Source organism: Streptomyces sp. NBC_00258, assembly GCF_036182465.1.
In the GTDB taxonomy this organism is placed as follows: domain Bacteria; phylum Actinomycetota; class Actinomycetes; order Streptomycetales; family Streptomycetaceae; genus Streptomyces.
The window spans coordinates 6,227,961-6,246,909 of the sequence record NZ_CP108081.1 but is presented as its reverse complement, the minus strand read 5'-3'; the positions used below and the strand labels follow the sequence as shown (position 1 = coordinate 6,246,909).

14 protein-coding genes, 1 tRNA gene and 1 pseudogene are annotated in these 18,949 nt (G+C 70.7%); 11 read left to right on the top strand and 5 right to left on the bottom strand.

Annotated elements, in window-relative coordinates:
• Window positions 1-37 precede the first annotated feature (37 nt).
• Entirely contained in the window at window positions 38-850 is an 813-nt protein-coding gene (locus tag OG718_RS27885; RefSeq protein ID WP_306938905.1) for a glycerophosphodiester phosphodiesterase, read from the bottom strand.
• Between the two features lie 279 nt (window positions 851-1,129).
• Here OG718_RS27885 and OG718_RS27880 point away from each other — a divergent pair, with 279 nt between their 5' ends.
• The 3 genes and pseudogenes from OG718_RS27880 to OG718_RS27870 form a co-directional block, all read left to right on the top strand.
• Window positions 1,130-2,623, top strand: coding sequence for a S1C family serine protease (locus tag OG718_RS27880; RefSeq protein WP_143643387.1), 1,494 nt, complete (start codon window positions 1,130-1,132; stop codon window positions 2,621-2,623).
• A gap of 41 nt (window positions 2,624-2,664) precedes the next feature.
• Window positions 2,665-2,751: transfer RNA gene (locus OG718_RS27875), tRNA-Ser, on the top strand.
• A 226-nt stretch (window positions 2,752-2,977) separates the two neighbouring features.
• Window positions 2,978-3,336 (top strand): annotated as a pseudogene (locus tag OG718_RS27870) (transposase); the annotation flags it as partial.
• Between the two features lie 23 nt (window positions 3,337-3,359).
• Here OG718_RS27870 and OG718_RS27865 read toward each other — a convergent pair.
• The 3 genes from OG718_RS27865 to OG718_RS27855 all read right to left on the bottom strand — a co-directional run bounded on the left by OG718_RS27865 (window position 3,360) and on the right by OG718_RS27855 (window position 5,357).
• Window positions 3,360-3,905 carry an MOSC domain-containing protein gene (locus OG718_RS27865; protein ID WP_328845481.1) on the bottom strand — a complete coding sequence of 182 codons (546 nt, stop codon included), beginning with the start codon at window positions 3,903-3,905 and terminating at the stop codon, window positions 3,360-3,362.
• A 213-nt stretch (window positions 3,906-4,118) separates the two neighbouring features.
• Window positions 4,119-4,274 carry a hypothetical protein gene (locus OG718_RS27860; RefSeq protein ID WP_328845480.1) on the bottom strand — a complete coding sequence of 52 codons (156 nt, stop codon included), beginning with the start codon at window positions 4,272-4,274 and terminating at the stop codon, window positions 4,119-4,121.
• Between the two features lie 213 nt (window positions 4,275-4,487).
• Window positions 4,488-5,357 (bottom strand): bifunctional DNA primase/polymerase, encoded by an 870-nt coding sequence (locus OG718_RS27855; RefSeq protein ID WP_143643389.1) that lies wholly within the window; start codon window positions 5,355-5,357, stop codon window positions 4,488-4,490.
• Between the two features lie 383 nt (window positions 5,358-5,740).
• Here OG718_RS27855 and OG718_RS27850 point away from each other — a divergent pair, with 383 nt between their 5' ends.
• From OG718_RS27850 to OG718_RS27815, 8 genes are all read left to right on the top strand, one after another.
• Entirely contained in the window at window positions 5,741-6,052 is a 312-nt protein-coding gene (locus OG718_RS27850; protein ID WP_143643390.1) for a hypothetical protein, read from the top strand.
• Between the two features lie 240 nt (window positions 6,053-6,292).
• Entirely contained in the window at window positions 6,293-7,483 is a 1,191-nt protein-coding gene (locus tag OG718_RS27845) for an acyl-CoA dehydrogenase family protein (RefSeq protein ID WP_328845479.1), read from the top strand.
• The gene (locus tag OG718_RS27840; RefSeq protein WP_443055146.1) at window positions 7,480-8,607 is read left to right on the top strand and encodes a bifunctional MaoC family dehydratase N-terminal/OB-fold nucleic acid binding domain-containing protein; all 1,128 of its coding nucleotides are present in this window, start codon (window positions 7,480-7,482) and stop codon (window positions 8,605-8,607) included. The genes OG718_RS27845 and OG718_RS27840 overlap by 4 nt, the downstream gene beginning before the upstream one ends.
• 1 nt (window position 8,608) lies before the next feature.
• A complete protein-coding gene (locus tag OG718_RS27835; protein WP_328845478.1) occupies window positions 8,609-9,682 on the top strand; it encodes an acyl-CoA dehydrogenase family protein in 1,074 nt (357 codons plus the stop codon).
• A gap of 17 nt (window positions 9,683-9,699) precedes the next feature.
• Window positions 9,700-10,167, top strand: a complete 468-nt coding sequence (locus tag OG718_RS27830; RefSeq protein ID WP_328847842.1) for a MaoC family dehydratase — start codon at window positions 9,700-9,702, stop codon at window positions 10,165-10,167.
• Window positions 10,164-11,336: a lipid-transfer protein gene (locus OG718_RS27825; protein WP_143643393.1), complete on the top strand. Its 1,173-nt coding sequence runs from the start codon at window positions 10,164-10,166 to the stop codon at window positions 11,334-11,336. The genes OG718_RS27830 and OG718_RS27825 overlap by 4 nt, the downstream gene beginning before the upstream one ends.
• Window positions 11,337-11,825: 489 nt before the next feature.
• Entirely contained in the window at window positions 11,826-12,371 is a 546-nt protein-coding gene (locus OG718_RS27820) for a SigE family RNA polymerase sigma factor (RefSeq protein WP_143643394.1), read from the top strand.
• Window positions 12,372-12,537: 166 nt separating this feature from the next.
• Complete coding sequence (locus OG718_RS27815; protein WP_328845477.1) at window positions 12,538-14,196, top strand: long-chain fatty acid--CoA ligase; 1,659 nt, start codon at window positions 12,538-12,540, stop codon at window positions 14,194-14,196.
• Window positions 14,197-14,371: 175 nt separating this feature from the next.
• On the opposite strand, the gene OG718_RS27810 is transcribed toward OG718_RS27815, so the two are convergent.
• Window positions 14,372-18,910 carry a PAS domain-containing protein gene (locus tag OG718_RS27810; protein WP_328845476.1) on the bottom strand — a complete coding sequence of 1,513 codons (4,539 nt, stop codon included), beginning with the start codon at window positions 18,908-18,910 and terminating at the stop codon, window positions 14,372-14,374.
• Window positions 18,911-18,949 lie beyond the last annotated feature (39 nt).

Here is an 18,949-nt window from a genome sequence, read left to right as displayed (position 1 = left end):
GGGGGTAGCCGCACAGGAGGCCCTGCTGGGCCCCAGGTCAGCGGCCCAGCTGGTGGCGCACCGCGCGCGGGCGGTTGGTGATGATGGCGTCGACGCCCAGCCCGACACAGAGATCGACGTCCTCGGGCTTGTTCACCGTCCATACGTGAACGTGATGTCCGGCACGCTTCAGGCGTTCGATGTACGCCGGGTGGTTGCGGACGATGCGCATCGAGGGTCCCGCGATCCGCACACCCGCGGGCAGCCGTCCGTCGCGCAGCCGGGGCGAGACGAACTGCATGAGATAGACCGTCGGCAGCGTCGGGGACGCGGCACGGACGCGGTGCAGCGAGCGCGCCGAGAAACTCATGACGCGCACGGGCGATTCGGCGGCCGAGGGCGGGGCGTCCAGGCCGAAGCGCTTCAGCAGTACGAGCAGGCGCTCCTCGACCTGGCCCGCCCAGCGGGTGGGGTGCTTCGTCTCGATGGCGAGCTGTACGGGGCGGCCGGCGTCGGCGACGAGTTCGAGCAGGCGCTCCAGGGTGAGGACGGACTGCTGCTCCCAGGACGGGGGCCGCTGTTGTTCCCAGTCGGGCGCTTCGTCGCGGTTCTTCCAGGAGCCGAAGTCCAGGGTGGCGAGGTCGGCGAGCTCCAGGGCGGAGACGGCGCCGCGGCCGTTGGAGGTGCGGTTGACGCGGCGGTCGTGGACACAGACGAGATGTCCGTCCGCGGTCAGCCGTACATCGCACTCCAGGGCGTCCGCCCCGTCCTCGATCGCCTTCTCGTACGCGGCCAGGGTGTGCTCCGGGGCCTCTTCGGAGGCCCCGCGGTGGGCGACGACCTGGGTCAGGTGCTGTCGTGCGTGGGTCACCGCGTCATGGTGCCATCGCGAGTGGGTAGGCGTGAGAGCGGTGGCGTGGTGCATGCGATGGTTTTGTCAGACCTGTCCGATATAAATGAAGATCCCGGAGTCACAGGCACCGCTTATGGTGCCCTGACGGCCCATGGGAAAAGCTGACGGCATACAAAAGCACATGCACAGCTGAATCGCGCCGGTTCCTGAACACACGCGGGTGGAGTCATGAACACACGTGAGTGATCGTGACCGAGTGCGACCTGAATGAACAGCCGTGGATCGAGAGGAAGAGCTGTGAGCACCGAGAACGAGGGCACTGCGGTACCCCCGGCCCCGTCTGCACCTCCCGTGCCGGTGGACACTCCTGCTGCTTCCGTGCCGCCGGAGCAGGGGGTGTCGCCGGGAGCGAACCCTATGGACCCCCATCAGGGCACGGCTCCGTCCCAGGGACCCGCCTACCCGCAGGAGTCGGGCGCTGCCCAAGGAGGCGCGCCGACGGCCACGTTGCCCCCGGTTCCCTCCGGGGCGCCCGAGGCCGCGGGCCCGGCACCGGAAGCGGGCGCCTGGCCGCCTCCGCCGCCGGCCACACCCTCGTACGCGAGCGGGGGTGAGGGCGGCTCGGGGGACGTCTGGGGTTCCTCGTACCAACAGCCGGCGCCCAAGCCCAAGTCCGGCGGGCGCGGCGGTCTGGTCGCCGCGGTGCTGGTGGCCGCGCTGGTCGCGGGCGGCGTGGGCGGTGGCATCGGCTACTGGGCTGCCGACCGGAACGACAGTTCCACGGACTCCACGACGGTTGCCGCCTCCCAGAGCGGCGGCGACCTCAAGCGTGACCCGGGCACGGTCGCGACCGTGGCCGCCACGGCTCTGCCGAGCACGGTCACCATCGAGGCCGAGGGGAGCAACGGCGAGGGCGGCACGGGCACCGGCTTCGTCTTCGACACCCAGGGCCACATCCTCACCAACAACCACGTGGTGGCGGAGGCGGTCGACAGCGGCAAGCTCTCGGCGACCTTCTCGAACGGCAAGAAGTACGAGGCCGAGGTCGTCGGCCACGCCCAGGGCTACGACGTCGCGGTGATCAAGCTCAAGAACGCTCCGAACGATCTCAAGCCGTTGCCCCTCGGCAACTCCGACAAGGTCGCCGTCGGCGACTCGACGATCGCGATCGGCGCGCCCTTCGGCCTGTCGAACACGGTGACCACGGGCATCATCAGCGCCAAGAACCGCCCGGTGGCCTCCAGCGACGGCAGTGCCCAGAGCAAGGCCTCGTACATGAGCGCCCTGCAGACCGACGCCTCGATCAACCCGGGCAACTCCGGCGGCCCGCTGCTGGACGCGAACGGCTCGGTCATCGGGATCAACTCCGCCATCCAGTCCTCCAGCGGCGGCCTGGGCGGCACGAGCCAGTCCGGTTCCATCGGCCTGGGCTTCGCGATCCCGATCAACCAGGCGAAGACCGTCGCCCAGCAGCTGATCAAGACCGGCAAGCCCGTCTACCCGGTGATCGGCGCCTCGGTCTCCCTGGAGGAGGGCACGGGCGCGAAGATCACCGAGCAGGGCGCCAGCGGCTCGGACGCGGTCACGCCGAACGGCCCCGCCGCCAAGGCCGGCCTCAAGCCCGGAGACGTCATCACCAAGCTCGACGACCGGGTGATCGACAGCGGTCCCACCCTCATCGGCGAGATCTGGACCCACCAGCCCGGCGACACCGTCAAACTCACCTACACCCGCGACGGCAAGCAGCAGACGGCCGAAGTCACCCTGGGCCAGCGCGAGGGTGACAGCTGACCCGTTAGTCTTGTCCCCGCGCCGATCTCTCAGCGGCGCGGGGTGGGTTGCCCGAGCGGCCTAAGGGAACGGTCTTGAAAACCGTCGTCGCAGCGATGTGACCGTGGGTTCAAATCCCACACCCACCGCATGGCTGAGAGCCTCTGACCAGCAACATCGGTCGGAGGCTCTCGCTGTTTCAGGTCCCTGTGATCGACCGCTGTTCCCCGTGGTTTCCCGGTCGATCGGGCACGTGAGGGGCACGGTGCCCAGCGCGTGTCTCTTTGATGAGCTGGTCAGTTGATCGGATGTGTCTGTCCGATTGTTGATCACCGATGTGATGTGGAACCGGATCGTGCCGTTGATGCCGGCCCCATCGTCCGGGCTCACCAGCACGCCGCCGGAGCCCGTAAAGGGGGGACGGCCCGCTCCAACGAACTCGATGACCACGCGCTCGGGCGTTCCGGCGGCGGGCTGAGCACTGAGGTTCACCTGGCCGCGGACGGCGGTGCGCGGCCCTCGCCTTCGCCGTCGCAGCAGGCCAGGACGGTGACGCACCCGCCTTCGGGACGGTGATGTCTCGCATCCGCGTGACCCGAAGCGGTGTGGGCAGACCACGCGCCCGGCCCCTGGTTGTCCTGGCCGACCGCGCGTACTCCTCCCGTGCCGTTCGCAACCACCTCCGGCGCCGGGGCATCCGCGCGGTTATCCCGCAGCCATCCTCATCTGGGCACGCCGATGACCACGGAACAAGAACCTAGACCCGTTCCAGCGGGCGGTGAGGGGGTAGCGGGGGCTCGACCCGGATGGAATCGTCGGGGCGGACGGTCCCTCCACAGCGGACCACAGCCATGACGCCACACTTGAACGTGAACTCGCCGGACAAGGGGTCCATGGCGAAGACCTCACCGAGCAGCCCCTTGCGGAAGTCGTTGATCTTCGAGCACGGGTTGCGCAGTCCGGTCACCTCGAGCCCCGCCTGCTCCCCGAGATGGAGCAGGGCGCCGGTGGGCAGGCCCAACAGGTCCACTCCGCGCGTGGTGATGTTCTCGCCGAGGCGGCCCGCAGAGACCTCGAAGCCCTTGAGCGCGAGTTCGTCGAAGAGTTCCTCGTGCATCAGGTGGACTTGGCGCAGGTTGGGCAGGTCCGGTTCGTAGGTCATGCGGAACTGGTGGCGGATCGTCTCACCTGCGTGAACGTCTCCTTCCACTCCGAGCCCCGTGAGCAGCCTGATGGAATCGCGATTGGGCTTGCTGAACGAGTACCCCTCGTTACGGCTCACTGCGGTCACCTGACCAGGCATCACGCCCTCCACCAGTTGTCGTTCTGCGGCCGGTCGATCATAGAGGCGGCGCAAGCGGCCTTGTGAGGGAGGCGTGCAGTGAGCGGACCTTCATGGGGCGGATGTGTCAGGTCCGGATCCAGGCCGGCACCGTCCCGCCACCGAACACCAAAGAGACAGCTCCTGGTTGGATGTCCGGCACTGTCGTCCCGACGCGGTGCTCAGCGTGCTGGACTAACGGTCGTGGCTACGTCGGCGGCGCACTCGAAACACGGTCCAGATCCCGACCCCGATGATGGGGAACACGATCAACGACATCGTCACAATGGCGGTGATCCCCGCGACGAGGAACGTGATCAGCAACTCCCATATCGAGGGATTCGGGTCCATGCCCTGCCTTCTTGATGTAGTCGCGTGACGTTGTCTGGCGATGACGCATATGTGGAACCTTCCGGTTCCTCAACGCTCCAGCATCATGCGCCTTCTGCGCCCCTGCTGTTCTTGACGGCGCGTAGGAGTTTTTGGGGTGCACGCGCGCGTGATTGTTTTCGCTTGCCTCGGTTTTCTGGGCTCCTAGGGGTGCTGTTCTCGGTTGCGGCAGGGCTAGGGACGGTGCCTTGTCATGCGGGATGCCGATGTGATGGTCGAGCGGGCCTCGCGTTCGGTGAGACCTGTGTGGATGGCGGCTTCGACCAGGGACTCGGTGAGGTCCGGGCCGAGGCCGTTCTCGTAGGCGCGGCAGGCGGCCCAGAAGAGGCGGGTGTTGCGCTGGCCCTCATGGGCGGCGAGGACGAACTGGACGAGCCCCTGGCCGTGTTGGCCCGCCGAGGCGGGGGTGGCGTGGCGGCCGGTACGGGGCGGGGGCAGGAGGAGCTGCAGAAGGGACGGCGGGCAGGCGGCGGGTGCCAGGTGGGCGGTGCCCGGGGCCGTGCTGTAGGCGCCGTGTTCGGTGCGTGAGCCGGGGCCGACGAGGTAGCCGCCGGCGCCGCGGATGTCGATTCCGGGGGCCAGCCGGCCCGCCGAGTTGGGGACGACGACGTCGGGCGGGCCGCTCAGCCAGACGTGGCGGCCGCCGCTGGGGGTCAGCACGACGACCGTCTCGGGGATCGTGAACAGGTGGCGCAGGGCCAGTTCCCGGAGAGCCGCGGACGAGTCCGTACCCGATTTGGTGTCGAGGTCGATGCCGATCAGGTGATGGGGGTCCAGTCCGCAGGCGATGCCGTAGCCGGTGGCCCAGGGGGCGGCGGCGAAGAGCTCTCGGATGCGCAGGGGGTCGATCGAGGCGTCGTACACCCCGTGGCCGAAGCGGCCGCACTCGCCGTGGCAGAGCGGGGCCGTCGGGTCGTCGCGGTGCGGGGAGCGAAGTGCCGGAAGTTTGGTTCGGGACAGAGGGATGACGGCCAGTCCGCGTTCGGCGGCTGACAGGGCGTGTGCGAGGGCCAGCGTCGTGGCCTGCCGGTCGATGGTGGCCATGACTCCATGTTCGTACGAGTGTTCGAAAAAAGGAAGAGGTGCTCCGAGGGTTGGGCGAAGGGAGGGCGGGCCGGGAGGGGTGGAAACCGGCCCCGCGGGATTGGCCGAAAACGTGCCGGAACGCTTCGTCCCTTGCGGCGTATGGGATTGAGTCGCCCGCACCGTCCTGATCTGCGGTTTCAGTGGCGCGAAGGGGGTTTATCGACATGTCCTCACGCTTGCGAGCGAATAGTGCCTTCCGGGGTGGTTCGCCGGGGATTCGGTGGGCAACTCTGGTCTCGCGACGTTGTGACAGACACCGAGGCGGTCGGCCAACTGCCCCGGAACAAGCCGTACTCAGCCGGTCCTGGCCGGTGCGAACTTCCGCTTCTGGAGGAATAGACATGGCAAGCATCCGTACCGCCCGCCTTCTCGCCGCAGCGGCAGCCCTGCCGCTCGCCGCCGCCCTCTTCTCAGGCGTCGCGGCGGCCGACAACGGCGCCTTCGCGGACAACGGATCGAACGCGGCCGTGGCGAACGTCGTCGGCAGCGGTGTCGGTGGCGACAACTACGGGACCTCGTCCACGACGCAGCAGCAGGCCGTCGGCTCCGGTGCCTCGAACCAGAGCAACACGGCTCAGGTGAACGGTTCCGCGTTCACGGCCATCGACCAGTCGAACGAGAACATCGCCGTCAACTTCACCGAGCTCTGGTGAGCCGGCGGCTGTCGGGGACTGGAGACCCCCGGCGGTCGTACGCCTCCTCAGTGGGGTGCTTAGTGGGGTGGTAACACGTCTGCGCGGCGGCACTTGGGTGCCGCCGCGCAGACGTTTCTGCACGTGTGCCGGGCGGGCGATCGTGACCCTGGCGGCCGAGGTCCGTGACCTTGACAGTCGCACCTATCTGACGGACAGTCAGAAACCCTTGTTCGTACGAGGTCCGGGAGGGCCGTCGTCGTGCATCTCGCCCCCACCGAGCGCCAGCGACGACTGCGCGCCGAACTCCGTACGTACTTCCGGGATCTGATGCCGGACGGGCCGCCGGCGCCCGCGGACTCGGACTCGGGTGAGCCGGGTGTCCCGGAACGGCAGCGGGCGCTCTTGCGCCGGATCGGTGCCGACGGGTGGCTGGGGCTCGGCTGGCCCGTCGCGTACGGGGGTCAGGGGCGCGGTGCCGACGAGCAGTTCGTCTTCTTCGACGAGGCCTACCGGGCGGGCGCTCCGGTCTCCATGGTCACGCTCAACACGGTCGGGCCGACGCTCATGAAGTACGGGACCGAGGAACAGAAGGACTACTTCCTGCCGCGGATTCTGCGCGGGGAGCTCGTGTTCGCGATCGGGTACAGCGAGCCGTCCGCGGGGACGGACCTGGCGTCGCTGCGGACCCGGGCCGTGCGGGTGGACGGCGGTGAGTGGCTCGTCGACGGGCAGAAGGTGTTCACGTCCAACGCCCAGCAGGCCGACTGGATCTGGCTCGCCTGCCGTACGGACCCCGACGCGCCGAAGCACAAGGGGATCTCGATCCTGCTCGTGCCCACCGACGCCCCCGGGTTCTCGTGGACGCCGATCGCGACGGTGGGCGGGCTGACCACGACGGCCACCTACTACGACGGCATCCGGGTCCCGGCGGCCGGCCTCGTCGGTGAGGAGAACGGCGGCTGGGGGCTCATCACCAACCAGCTCAACCACGAACGGGTCGCGCTCGCGGCGATCGGCATGCAGGCCGAGGACTTCTACGCGGCCGCTCTGGCCGCCGCCCGTACCCCCGATCCGGTGACGGGGCGGCGCAGGGTTGACGAGCCGTGGGTGCGGTCGAGGCTGGCCGAGGTGCATGCCCGGCTGGCGGCAACACGCCTGCTCAACTGGCGTTTGGTGGGTGATGTGGGGGCGGGCCGGCTGGCACCCGGCGATGCGAGCGGCGTGAAGGTCGTGGGAACCGAATCGGCGGTCGCGGTGTACCGAATGTGTCAGGAGATTGTCGGATCGGACGCGCTGGTCCGTTCCGGTTCGCCGGGTGTGTTCGAGGACGGCGAGCTGGAGCGGATGAACAGGGCGGCTCAGATCAACACGTTCGGGGGCGGGGTGAGCGAGGTGCAGCGGGAGATCGTGGCGACCATGCGGCTCGGGATGACCAGGGGGCGGCGGTGAGCGAGCGGGAGGTTCCGGGCGGAGAGGGAGCGGCGGCCTTGGGCGAGGGCGGCGAGTACGAGGACGTGTTCGCGCGGGCGAAGGCCTATGAGGGCCAGGCCGCCGCGGTCGGCGGTGTGGGCAAGGACCTGGTCAACGAGCCGATGATCCGGCACTGGTGCGAAGCGATGGGAGACACGAATCCGGCGTACGCGGGGGCGGATGCCACAGCACCGCCCACCATGCTCCAGGCGTGGACGATGGGAGGCCTCTCCGGGCACGCGGGACGTTCCGAGGCGTACGACGAGCTGCTCGGGCTGCTCGACGACGCCGGGTACACCTCGGTCGTCGCCACCGACTGCGAGCAGGAGTATCTGAGTCCGCTGCGGCCCGGGGACGCGATCACCTACGACGCGGTGATCGAGTCGGTCTCCGAGCGCAAGGCGACCAAGCTGGGCACGGGGTACTTCGTCACGACGCGGATGGATGTACGAGTGGGCGGCCGGCCGGTGGGGACACATCGGTTCCGGATCCTGAAGTACGTGCCCGCGGTTCGGAGAAGGAGTGCTCCGAAGGCGGAGGGGGCAGCCGCGGTTTCGCATACCGCGGCGGCTGCGGCGGCTGCGGCGTCTTCGAAGGTGTCGAAGATGTCGAAGGCACCGAAGGTGTCAGATGGTTCGGCGGCATCGGAGGGTTCGCCGAAGCCGGTCACCGGACAGGCTGACGAGGTCTCACGGCCCAAGCGGCCCCGCCCCGTCGTCAATCGCGACAACGCCGGCTTCTGGGAGGGCGTGTCCCGGCACCGGCTGCTCATACAGCGCTGCGACGGATGCAAGACGCTGCGATTCCCCTGGCTGCCGGGGTGCAACGCGTGCGGTTGCCCGGACTGGGACACGGTCGAGGCGGGCGGCGAGGGGACCGTCTACTCGTACGTGGTGATGCACCACCCGCCCTTCCCGGCCTTCGACCCGCCGTACGCGGTGGGGCTGATCGAACTCGCGGAGGGCGTGCGGATGATCAGCAACGTGGTGGGAGTGCCGCACGACCGGGTGCGGATCGGGCTGCCGGTTCGGCTGGAATTCGAGCAGGTGGACGAGGAGTTGGAGCTGCCGGTCTTCCGGGCCGTCGAGGGGAGCGGGGGCTGACATGGACTTCACGCCCACGGAGGAGCAGGCGGCGGCCCGCGAGCTGGCCGCGCGGATCTTCGGAGACCTGTCCACCCACGAGCGGCTGACGGCCGCCGGCACCGGCAGCGACGCCGAGCTGTGGAAGGCGTTGTGCGAGGCCGGATTGCCGGCCGCCGTCGAGGACGTAGGGCTCCTCGGGCTCGTGCTCCTGCTGGAGGAACAGGGGCGGACCACGGCCCAGGTCCCGTTCGCGGCGAGCTGTGTGTACGGGCTGCTGGCGGTGTCGGCCCACGGCTCGGCGGACCAGCGGGAGCGGCTGCTGCCCGCGATCGGGGACGGCACGGTGGTCGTGACCGGCGCACTGCCCGAGGCCGCCGTACGAGTGGGCGGATCAGGGGAGTTGAGCGGTGTGGTCCCCGTGGTGCCGTGGCTCCGTGATGCCACGCATGTCCTCGTCGCCGACGACGAGCACGGCCTGTGGCTCGTACGGACCGTCGACGCGCGGTGCGAGCCCGTCGAGCTGACAGCGCCCTGGTCGGCGGGACGGCTGACGCTGGACGCGACACCGGGTGACCGGCTGGGCGAGGAACCGGGCGAGCGGCTGGGCGGTCCCGATGCGGACGTGGCGGGTCAGGAGGCGTACGACGACGTACTGGCCACCGCGCGTACCGCCTTCGCGGGGCTGCAGGCCGGAGTGTGCGCGGGTTCGGTGGCCCGGGCGGTCGACTACACCAACACCCGCGAGCAGTTCGGGAGACCGCTCGCGACCAAGCAGGGGGTCCAACTCCGGGCGGCCGACGCGTACATGGACACCGAGGCGATACGGGTCACGGCCTACGAAGCGGCATGGCGGCGGGACGAGGGGCTGGACTACGCCACGCACGCGCTGACCGCGGCGTGGTGGGCGTCGGAGGCGGGGCACCGCGTGGTGCACGCGGGACAGCATCTGCACGGCGGTATGGGGGCCGACCTCGACCATCCCGTGCACCGGCACTTTCTGTGGGGCCGGCAGCTGGACGCGTATCTGGGGTGCGGGAGCGAAGTGCTCCAGGAGTTGGGGGCGTTGATCGTGCACGGTGAGGGGGACGTATGAACACCGAGGTCGGGCCGGTGCGGGTCGGGGACACCCTGCCGCCGCTGGAGATCGAGATCACCCGCACGCTCATCGTCGCCGGGGCGATCGCGTCGCGGGACTACCAGGACGTGCACCACGACGCGGAGCTCGCGAGGCAGAAGGGCTCGCCGGACATCTTCATGAACATCCTGACGACCAACGGGCTGGTCGGGCGCTACATCACGGACCGGTTCGGGCCGCGGTCCGTGCTGCGAAGGGTCGCGATCAGACTGGGCGCACCCAACTACCCGGGAGACACGATGGTGTTGACCGGCACGGTGGAGGAGGTCGAGGGCGACACGGCGACGGTCAGGGTGGTGGGGGCCAACGGGATCGGCAGACATGTCACAGGGACGGTCACGGTCACTGTCCCCGGAGCCGATGGAGCCGATGGAGCCGAAGGAGCTGCGGGCACTGAGGGAGCCGAGGGCGCCGCGGTCCGAGGGGCGGGGAGCCGGCCATGAGCGTACGGACGAGGGACGCGCTCGGCGGGCGGGCCGCGATCGTCGGGATCGGGGCCACCGAGTTCTCCAAGGACTCGGGGCGCAGTGAGCTGCGGCTGGCCGTCGAGGCGGTGCGGGCCGCGCTCGACGACGCGGGGCTCACACCGGCCGACGTGGACGGGATGGTGACGTTCACGATGGACACCAGCCCGGAGATCACCGTCGCCCAGGCGGCCGGCATGGGCGAGCTGTCCTTCTTCTCGCGGATCCACTACGGCGGAGGCGCGGCCTGTGCGACCGTCCAGCAGGCGGCTCTCGCCGTGGCCACGGGCGTGGCCGAGGTGGTGGTCTGCTACCGGGCGTTCAACGAGCGGTCGGGACGGAGATTCGGTTCGGGGGTGCAGCGGCGCGAGCCGTCGGCCGAGGGCGCCGCGCTCGGTTGGTCGTTGCCGTTCGGACTGCTCACGCCCGCGTCCTGGGTGGCGATGGCGGCCCAGCGCTATCTGCACACGTACGGACTGACGCCCGAGGCGTTCGGGCAGGTCGCGGTCGTCGACCGGAAGTACGCGGCGACCAATCCGGCGGCGTACTTCCACGGCAAACCGATCACACTCGCCGACCATGCCGCGTCACGGTGGATCGTCGAGCCGCTGCGGCTGCTGGACTGCTGTCAGGAGACCGACGGCGGTCAGGCCCTGGTCGTCACCTCGGTGGAGCGGGCGCGCGACCTGCCGCATCCGCCCGCCGTGATCACCGCGGCCGCCCAGGGCGCGGGACGCGCCCAGGAGCAGATGACCAGCTTCTACCGGGACGACCTGACAGGACTGCCGGAGATGGGCGTGGTGGCGCGGCAACTGTGGCGCACGTCCGGGCTCACGCCGGCCGGAATAGACGTGGGGATCCTGTACGACCACTTCACACCGTTCGTGCTGACACAGCTGGAGGAGTTCGGGTTCTGCAAGCCGGGCGAGGCCGCGGACTTCGTCGCCGAGGAGCGGTTGCCGTTGAACACGCACGGGGGGCAGCTCGGGGAGGCGTATCTGCACGGGATGAACGGTGTGGCGGAAGGCGTACGACAACTCCGGGGCACGTCCGTGAACCAGATACCCGAGGCCCACCGAGTGCTGGTGACGGCGGGGACGGGCGTCCCCACATCGGGGTTGATCCTGGGCACGGACGACCGGGGCTGATCCCGGGGGCGGGACGGACGACCGCGGTGCTCGTCCAGGAGCGGCGGACGGATGGCCGCGGTGCGCGTCGGCCGGGGGGCGGAGGCTTGCCCAGGCCGGGCGCCGGAGCGGGACCGTCGTTCTTCACTCGCTTCACTCGCCGTACGCGATTCGCCGTATGCCGCGGCCGGGTCAGCGCGGCGTCGGTGGTGCGAGCGCGCCCTCGGCCGGGTCTCAGCGCAGCCCAAGGAACTCGCTGCCGCGCTCGGAGAGCACCCCGGCGTACTCTCCGGGAGCGCCCGCGGAGTGCGGCCGTACTACTCCCGCATCATTCCTGGGCCCGGACTACTGCCAGGGGAGCCGTCTCTCAGGGGTGAACCCTCAGGGGGCCGGGGCCCGGCGTCCACCTTCAGTAGGTGGGGCCAGCCCCCCTCCTACAACCTGAGGCGGACACGGCTTCGGGACCTGCGGCCGATCCGCTGGAGTAGGGGGCGCTCCTAGCGTGGAGCCATGACCACAACCGTCTGCACCAGCGCTTCGAATGCGGCGACGCGGACTCTTGCGTACCCGTCGTTCTCTTCGTACGTCAAGGCCCGCCAACCAGTGCTGCTGCGTACCGCTCGCTCGCTGACCGCGAACCCGAGCGACGCGGAGGACCTGCTGCAGACCGCACTCACGAAGACGTACGTCGCGTGGGAGCGGATCGAGGACCACCGGGCCCTCGACGGCTATGTACGGCGCGCGTTGCTGAACACGCGGACGTCGCAGTGGCGCAAGCGGAAGGTCGACGAGTTCGCGTGCGACGAGCTGCCGGAGCCGGAGGCTCCGCCGGCCGGGGACCCGGCGGAACAGCAGGCGCTGCACGACGCCATGTGGCGCGCGATCATGAAGTTGCCTGCGCGGCAGCGGGCGATGGTCGTCCTGCGGTACTACGAGGACCTGAGCGAGGCACAGACGGCGGACGTACTGGGAGTGTCGATCGGTACGGTCAAGTCGGCCGTGTCGCGTGCTCTGGGCAAGCTTCGTGAGGACCCCGAGCTGGGTCCCGTGCGCTGACCGGTGCGCTGGTCAGTGCGGGGCAAGCACACTGCTCACCCGGGGGCAAGGAATCCCGTCGTGACGTGATCGATCATCCCGGAGTAGTGACATACCGCGCGGTATGTGAGCAGAATCAGCCCAACCCTTACTACCGCGTAGGCAATGTCGCCCCCGGGAGGACGCCGTGCTGAGCACGATGCAGGACGTACCGCTGCTGATCTCGAGGATCCTGACCCACGGGTCGACGATCCACGGTTCATCTCAGGTGATCACCTGGACCGGTGAGGGCGAGCCGCAGAGGCGCTCGTTCGCCGAGATCGGGGGCCGGGCGGCCCGGCTGGCACATGCGCTGCGTGAAGACCTCGGAGTCCGGGACGACGACCGGGTCGCGACGCTGATGTGGAACAACGCCGAGCATGTCGAGGCGTACTACGCGATCCCCGCCATGGGCGCGATTCTCCACACGCTCAACCTTCGACTGCCTCCCGAGCAGCTCGTCTGGATCGTCAACCACGCCGCCGACCGCGTGGTGGTGGCCAACGGCTCGCTGCTTCCGCTCCTCGCGCCGCTGCTGCCCCACCTCAAGACCATCGAGCACGTGGTGGTCTCCGGTCCCGGCGACCGTTCGCTGCTGGACGGGGCGACGGTCCAGGTGCACGAGTACGAGGACCTGATCGCCGGCAAGCCGGAGAGCTACGACTGGCCCGAGCTGGACGAGCGCCAGGCCGCGGCCATGTGCTACACCTCCGGCACGACCGGCGACCCCAAGGGCGTCATCTACTCCCACCGGTCGATCTACCTGCACTCGATGCAGGTCAACATGGCGCAGTCCATGGGCCTCACCGACGCGGACACCTCGCTTGTCGTCGTCCCGCAGTTCCATGTGAACGCCTGGGGCCTGCCGCACGCGATGTTCATGACCGGCGTGAACGTGCTGATGCCGGACCGTTTCCTCCAGCCCGCCCCGCTCGCCGAGATGATCGAGAGCCAGCGCCCGACGCACGCGGCCGCCGTCCCGACCATCTGGCAGGGTCTGCTCGCGGAGCTCAAGGCCAAGCCCCGTGACGTGAGTTCGCTGACCCAGGTCACCATCGGCGGCTCCGCCTGTCCGCCCGCCCTCATGAAGGCCTTCGACGAACTCGGCATGCGCGTCTGTCACGCCTGGGGCATGACGGAGACCTCTCCGCTCGGCACGATCGCGCGGCCTCCGGCCCAGGTGGAGGTGGGTTCGGACGAGGAGTTCGCGTACCGCCTCACGCAGGGCCGTTTCCCGGCGGGCGTCGAGGCCCGGCTGACCGGCCCGGGCGGCGAGCGGCTGCCGTGGGACGGAGAGTCGGCGGGTGAGCTGGAGGTGCGCGGCCCATGGATCGCGGGCGCGTACTACGGCGGTCAGGGCGCCGAAGTCCTGCGCCCCGCCGACAAGTTCAGTGAGGACGGCTGGCTCAAGACCGGCGACGTCGGGACGATCAGCCCCGACGGCTTCCTGACTCTCACCGACCGCGCCAAGGACGTCATCAAGTCCGGCGGAGAGTGGATCTCCTCGGTCGACTTGGAGAACGCGCTCATGGCTCACCCTGACGTAGCCGAGGCAGCGGTCGTTGCCGTCCCGGACGACAAGTGGGGTGAACGCCCGCTCGCCACCGTCGTGTTGAAGGAAGGCGCCGGCGCCGACTTCGAGTCCCTGAGGTCCTTCCTCGCGGGCGAGGGCAAGATCGCCAAGTGGCAGTTGCCTGAGCGCTGGACGATCATCGAGTCGGTACCGAAGACGAGCGTGGGCAAGTTCGACAAGAAGGTGCTGCGCAGGCAGTATGCGGCGGGTGAGCTGGACATCACCCAGATCTGACGGTCATCGAGGGCGAGCGACAGCCTTCTGACCGCATGTGGGTCGGTACGTGAGTTGGGGCGTTGTTTCACGTGAAACAACGCCCCAACTCACGTATGCGCACGTGCACTTCTCACGGAACTGACGGCGCTGCCGGTTCTGCCTGCGCTGCCAGTGCCGCCGGTACGGAGGGCGCTCAGTTCGTGCCGATGCGTGCCAGCAGGTCCACGATCCGGCCCTGCACCTCGGTACTCGTCGACCGTTCGGCGAGGAACAGCACCGTCTCCCCCGCCGCGAGGCGCGGCAGTTCGGTCGGGTCGACGGCTGCGGTGTAGACGACGAGCGGGGTGCGGTTGAGCTGGCCGTTCGCCCGCAGCCAGTCGACGATTCCGGCACGTCGGCGGCGTACCTGCATCAGGTCCATCACGACCAGGTTCGGCCGCATCTGCGAGGCCAGCGTGACGGCGTCCTCGTCCGACGAGGCGCGTGCGACCTGCATTCCACGCCGCTCCAGCGTCGAGGTCAGCGCCAGCGCGATCTCCGCGTGTTCCTCGATGAGCAGGACCCGCGGCGGGTGCTGATCGCTGTCGCGCGGGGCGAGGGCCTTGAGGAGTACGGCCGGGTCCGCGCCGTACGCCGCCTCACGCGTCGCCTGGCCGAGGCCCGCCGTCACCAGGACCGGGACCTCCGCGGCGACGGCGGCCTGACGCAGCGACTGGAGCGCCGTGCGCGTGATCGGGCCGGTGAGCGGGTCCACGAAGAGTGCGGCAGGGAAGGCGGCGATCTGCGCGTCGACCTCCTCGCGCGAGTGCACGATGACGGGCCGGTAGCCGCGGTCGCTCAGCGCCTGCTGGGTGGTGATGTCCGGCGCGGGCCAGACCAGCAGCCGACGCGGGTTGTCGAGCGGCTCCGGGGGCAGCTCGTCGTCCATCGGCTGCGGATGCGGCTGGTTCGCGACCTCGACCGCACCGCCGGGGCCGTCGAGCGGCTCGGGCCCCTCGTCGGCGTTCTCGTCGGGGGCTCCTATGGCGTACGAACGGCCGGTGCCCTCGGTGGTGTTGGCCAGCCGGGACTGGGGTCCGCTGCCCTGCGGGTGCGGGCGGGCCGCCGTGTCCGTCTGCTCGGCGACGTCGGCGACGGGCTCGGGGCGGGTGCCGAGCTTACGACGCCGCCCGGAGCCGTTGGTCGCGTGCGGGGGAGGCGTGGGGGCCTGCGGCTGCGGAGCGGTCTGGGCCTGAGCTTGGACCGGGGCTTGTGCCTGCGCCTGCGCCTGGGCCTGAGGAAGCGGCTGGGGCGTCGGCGGCGACGCGGGCCGACTCTGCCGGGGCTGCTGCGCGTCCGTCATACGGCGGCCGAACGGGACGCCCTGCCCGAGGGTACGGACACTGAACGCGCGGCCCTGTGTCGAGTTGGGGTCGACGGGAGGCGCCGCGGCCTCGGCGGGGAGCGGCTGTGCGGCACGGGGCTGCTCGGGCGCAGGCGCGGGCTCCGGGTCCGCCGGGCCGTCGGCCGTACCCGGCCAGGGCTGCTGTGCCGCAGCGGCGTCCGCGGGGGTCTGGGACGGCTCCGGCTGGGCGTTCTGTACGGGGGCCTGGGCGGGCGCAGCGGCTACCGGCACTCCGCCGGGGCCGACGGCTCCCGCGGGGTCCGCCGCACCGGTCGGCGCGGCCTGCGCCGGGAGTGCCTGTCCTGGGGCGCCCTGTTGGGGCATGCCCTGCGGAGGAACGGCCTGCACCGGGGCCATCTGGCCGGGAACGGGGCCGGCCTGGGCAGGGGCGCCCTGACCGGGGTTTCCCTGGGCGGGTACGGCGACGGGCAGGGGCTGCCCGGAAGCAGCCTGCGGCGCCATGCCCTCAGCCGGTACGCCCTGAGCCTGGGGCAGCTGTCCGGGCAAGGGCAGTGCCTGCCCGGGAACGCCCTGTACGGGGCCCAGTTGCGCGGGCATCTCCTGTCCAGGAACCCCTTGTCCAGGCGCCGCCTGCACAGGAACCCCTTGACCGGGAACCGCCACGGCCTGGCCAGGCGCGGCGGGCGCACCCTGCACACCCGGGGCCTGGGGAGCCCCCTGCGCGGGGGTCATTTGCCCGGGAACCCCCGGCGCGCCGGTGGCGGTGGCCGCGTCGAGCTCGCCCGTCGTCTGCCGAGCCCGTCGACGCCCGCTGGGCGCCTGCAATGGATGAGGCTGGGGCGGCGTGTGATCGTCGGCCGCGTTGTGCGACGCCACGTCGTGACGCCCGTCGTCGGCCTGGGCGGGAGCGTGTCCGAGAGCTGCCTGGCTGAGAGGCGGCTGACCGACGGGTGCTTGGGCGAGGGCTGCCTGGCCGTGGGCCTCCGCCTGCTGGGCTGCGTACTCGGGAGAGCGGTCCGCCTCGGCCGGCGGGAGCGCGAACACCGCGCGAGGCCCCGCCTCCTGCGCCGCCGCACGCTCGGCCGCGGCGGCCAGCGCACGCCGACGCCGTCCCGTCGGCTGAGGCGCGCCACCACTGGCGTCCGCGGCGGCACCCGCGTCCGGAGCGGGCGAAGGCGCCGCGGGCAATGCCGCCGGCAGCGCCTGCCGCTCGCCGTCCCGTCGCGCTCGCCGTCCACCGGCGGGCACGGGCACGCCCTGCGGAGGCACGGTCTCCCCCAGCCCCGTGGCAGCGGAACCGGCCGCATGCTCGGCAGCGGTCACGACCGCGCCCTCGGAGACGCCGTCCCCCTCGGCCGGACTGGGCCGCCCTCGCCGCCGCCCGGTTCCGCCGGAACCTTCGGCGCCGGCCTCGTCGGCCGAGACCTGAGCGGGAAGCGCGAGCTGAGCCCCGCCCCCGCCGCCGTCCCCGGCAGCGCGCCTGCGCCGCCCGGTGGGCACGGCCGTCTCCGTCGAGGGCCCGACCTCGCTCTCCAGGAAGGCGTCGACGGAGGCCCGCCGGGCCCGCCGTCGCCCACCACTCTGCGGCGAGGCCTGCTCGGGCAACGCGACCGCGGAACCGACACCGCCACCGCCCGGAGCCGGGCCCGGATCCACACCGGCGTCCGCACCCGCACTCACGGCCAGGGCCATACCGGGGTCCACGCCGGGAGCCGGAACCGCCCCGGCCCCGCCCCCGATCGGCACCTCGAGAACGAACGCGCTGCCGCTCATCCCGGGAACCTCGTGCGTCTGCAGCACTCCGCCGTGCGCGCGCACGATCCCCCGCACGATCGGCTCGTGCACCGGGTCTCCCCCGGTGTACGGCCCGCGCACCTCGATCCGTACGACCTCGCCGCGCTGCGCGGCCGCCACGACGACCGTGTTGTCCATGTAGCCGCCGGCCGAGACCGGCGCGTTGCCCGTGGAGTCGACGCCCGCGACGTCCGCGACGAGATGCGCGAGCGCGGTCGCGAGCCGCTGCGGGTCGACCTCGGCCTCGATGGGCGGCGCGTGAACGGCGAACTGCACCCGTCCGGGCCCGATCAGCTCGACCGCCCCGTCGACACCGGCCGCGACGACCGCGTCCAGCATCACTTTCGTACGGGTGACCTCTTCGGTCCCGGAGTCGAGGCGCTGGTAGGCGAGCACGTTGTCGACGAGCGTGGTGATGCGTGAGTAGCCGGCCGAGAGGTGGTGCAGCACCTGGTTGGCCTCGGGCCACAACTGCCCGGCGTCGTCCGCGGCAAGGACCGACAGCTCGGTCCGCAGCTGGTCCAGCGGCCCGCGCAGGGAACGCCCGAGCACGGCGAGCAGCTGCTCGTGCCGCGCGGCCAGCGCCTCGTAGCGGTCCTTCTCGCGCTCGGCGAGTGCCGCGTACCGGTCGTCGCCGGCGGCAAGCTCCTCCTCGTGCCGCTCACTCAGCTCGGCGAGCTGAGTGCCGTGCTCCTCCCGGAATGCCGCCAGCTCCTTCGCGTGCTCCTCGGCGGCCCGTTCGAGCTCTTCCTGATGCCGCTGGGCCTCGGCGTCCTTCTCCTCGGCGAGCGAGTCGTACGGCCGACGGTCCGTGAAGGTCATCACGGCCCCGACGAGCTGGTCACCGTCCCGAACGGGCGCGGTGGTCAGGTCGACCGGCACCTTGTCACCGCTCTTGGACCACAGGACCTGCCCGCGCACCCGGTGCTTCCGCCCGGAGCGCAGGGTGTCGGCGAGCGGCGACTCCTCGTACGGGAAGGGCTCGCCGTCGGCGCGCGAGTGCAGCATCAGCGGGTGCAGTTCCTGCCCGCCCAGATCGCTGGCCCGGAAACCCAGTATCTGAGCGGCGGCCGGATTGACGAGAACGACCCGTCCCTCGGTGTCCGTCCCCACGACACCCTCGGCGGCGGCCCGCAGGATCATCTCCGTCTGCCGCTGCGAACGAGCGAGCTCCGCCTCTGTGTCGACGGTGCCGGAGAGATCGCGTACGACGAGCATCAGCAGCTCATCGCTGGTGTAGCCGTAACCGTCGTACGCCTGCTGGCCGTTCTCCAGGTTCGCGCTCGTGACCTCGACCGGGAACTCGCTGCCGTCGGTGCGGCGGGCGATCATCCGGGTGGGCCTGGTACGGCCGCTCTCGTCGACGGTGTCGGGCCGCCGCATCGTGCCGGGGATGAGCCGGGAGTCGAACTGCGGCAGCAGATCGAGCAGTCCGCGACCGACGAGTGCCGTGCCCGGGGCCTCGAAGGCCTCCAGGGCGATGGTGTTGGCGTTGACGACCGTTCCATTGGCGTTGACCAGCACCAACGCATCGGGAAGCGCGTCGAGTATGGCTGCGAGGCGAGCAGCGCCTCGGGATGGCCTGCTGCTCACGAGACGCTTCCTCCCTGTTACCGCACCTTGCCGACCGCG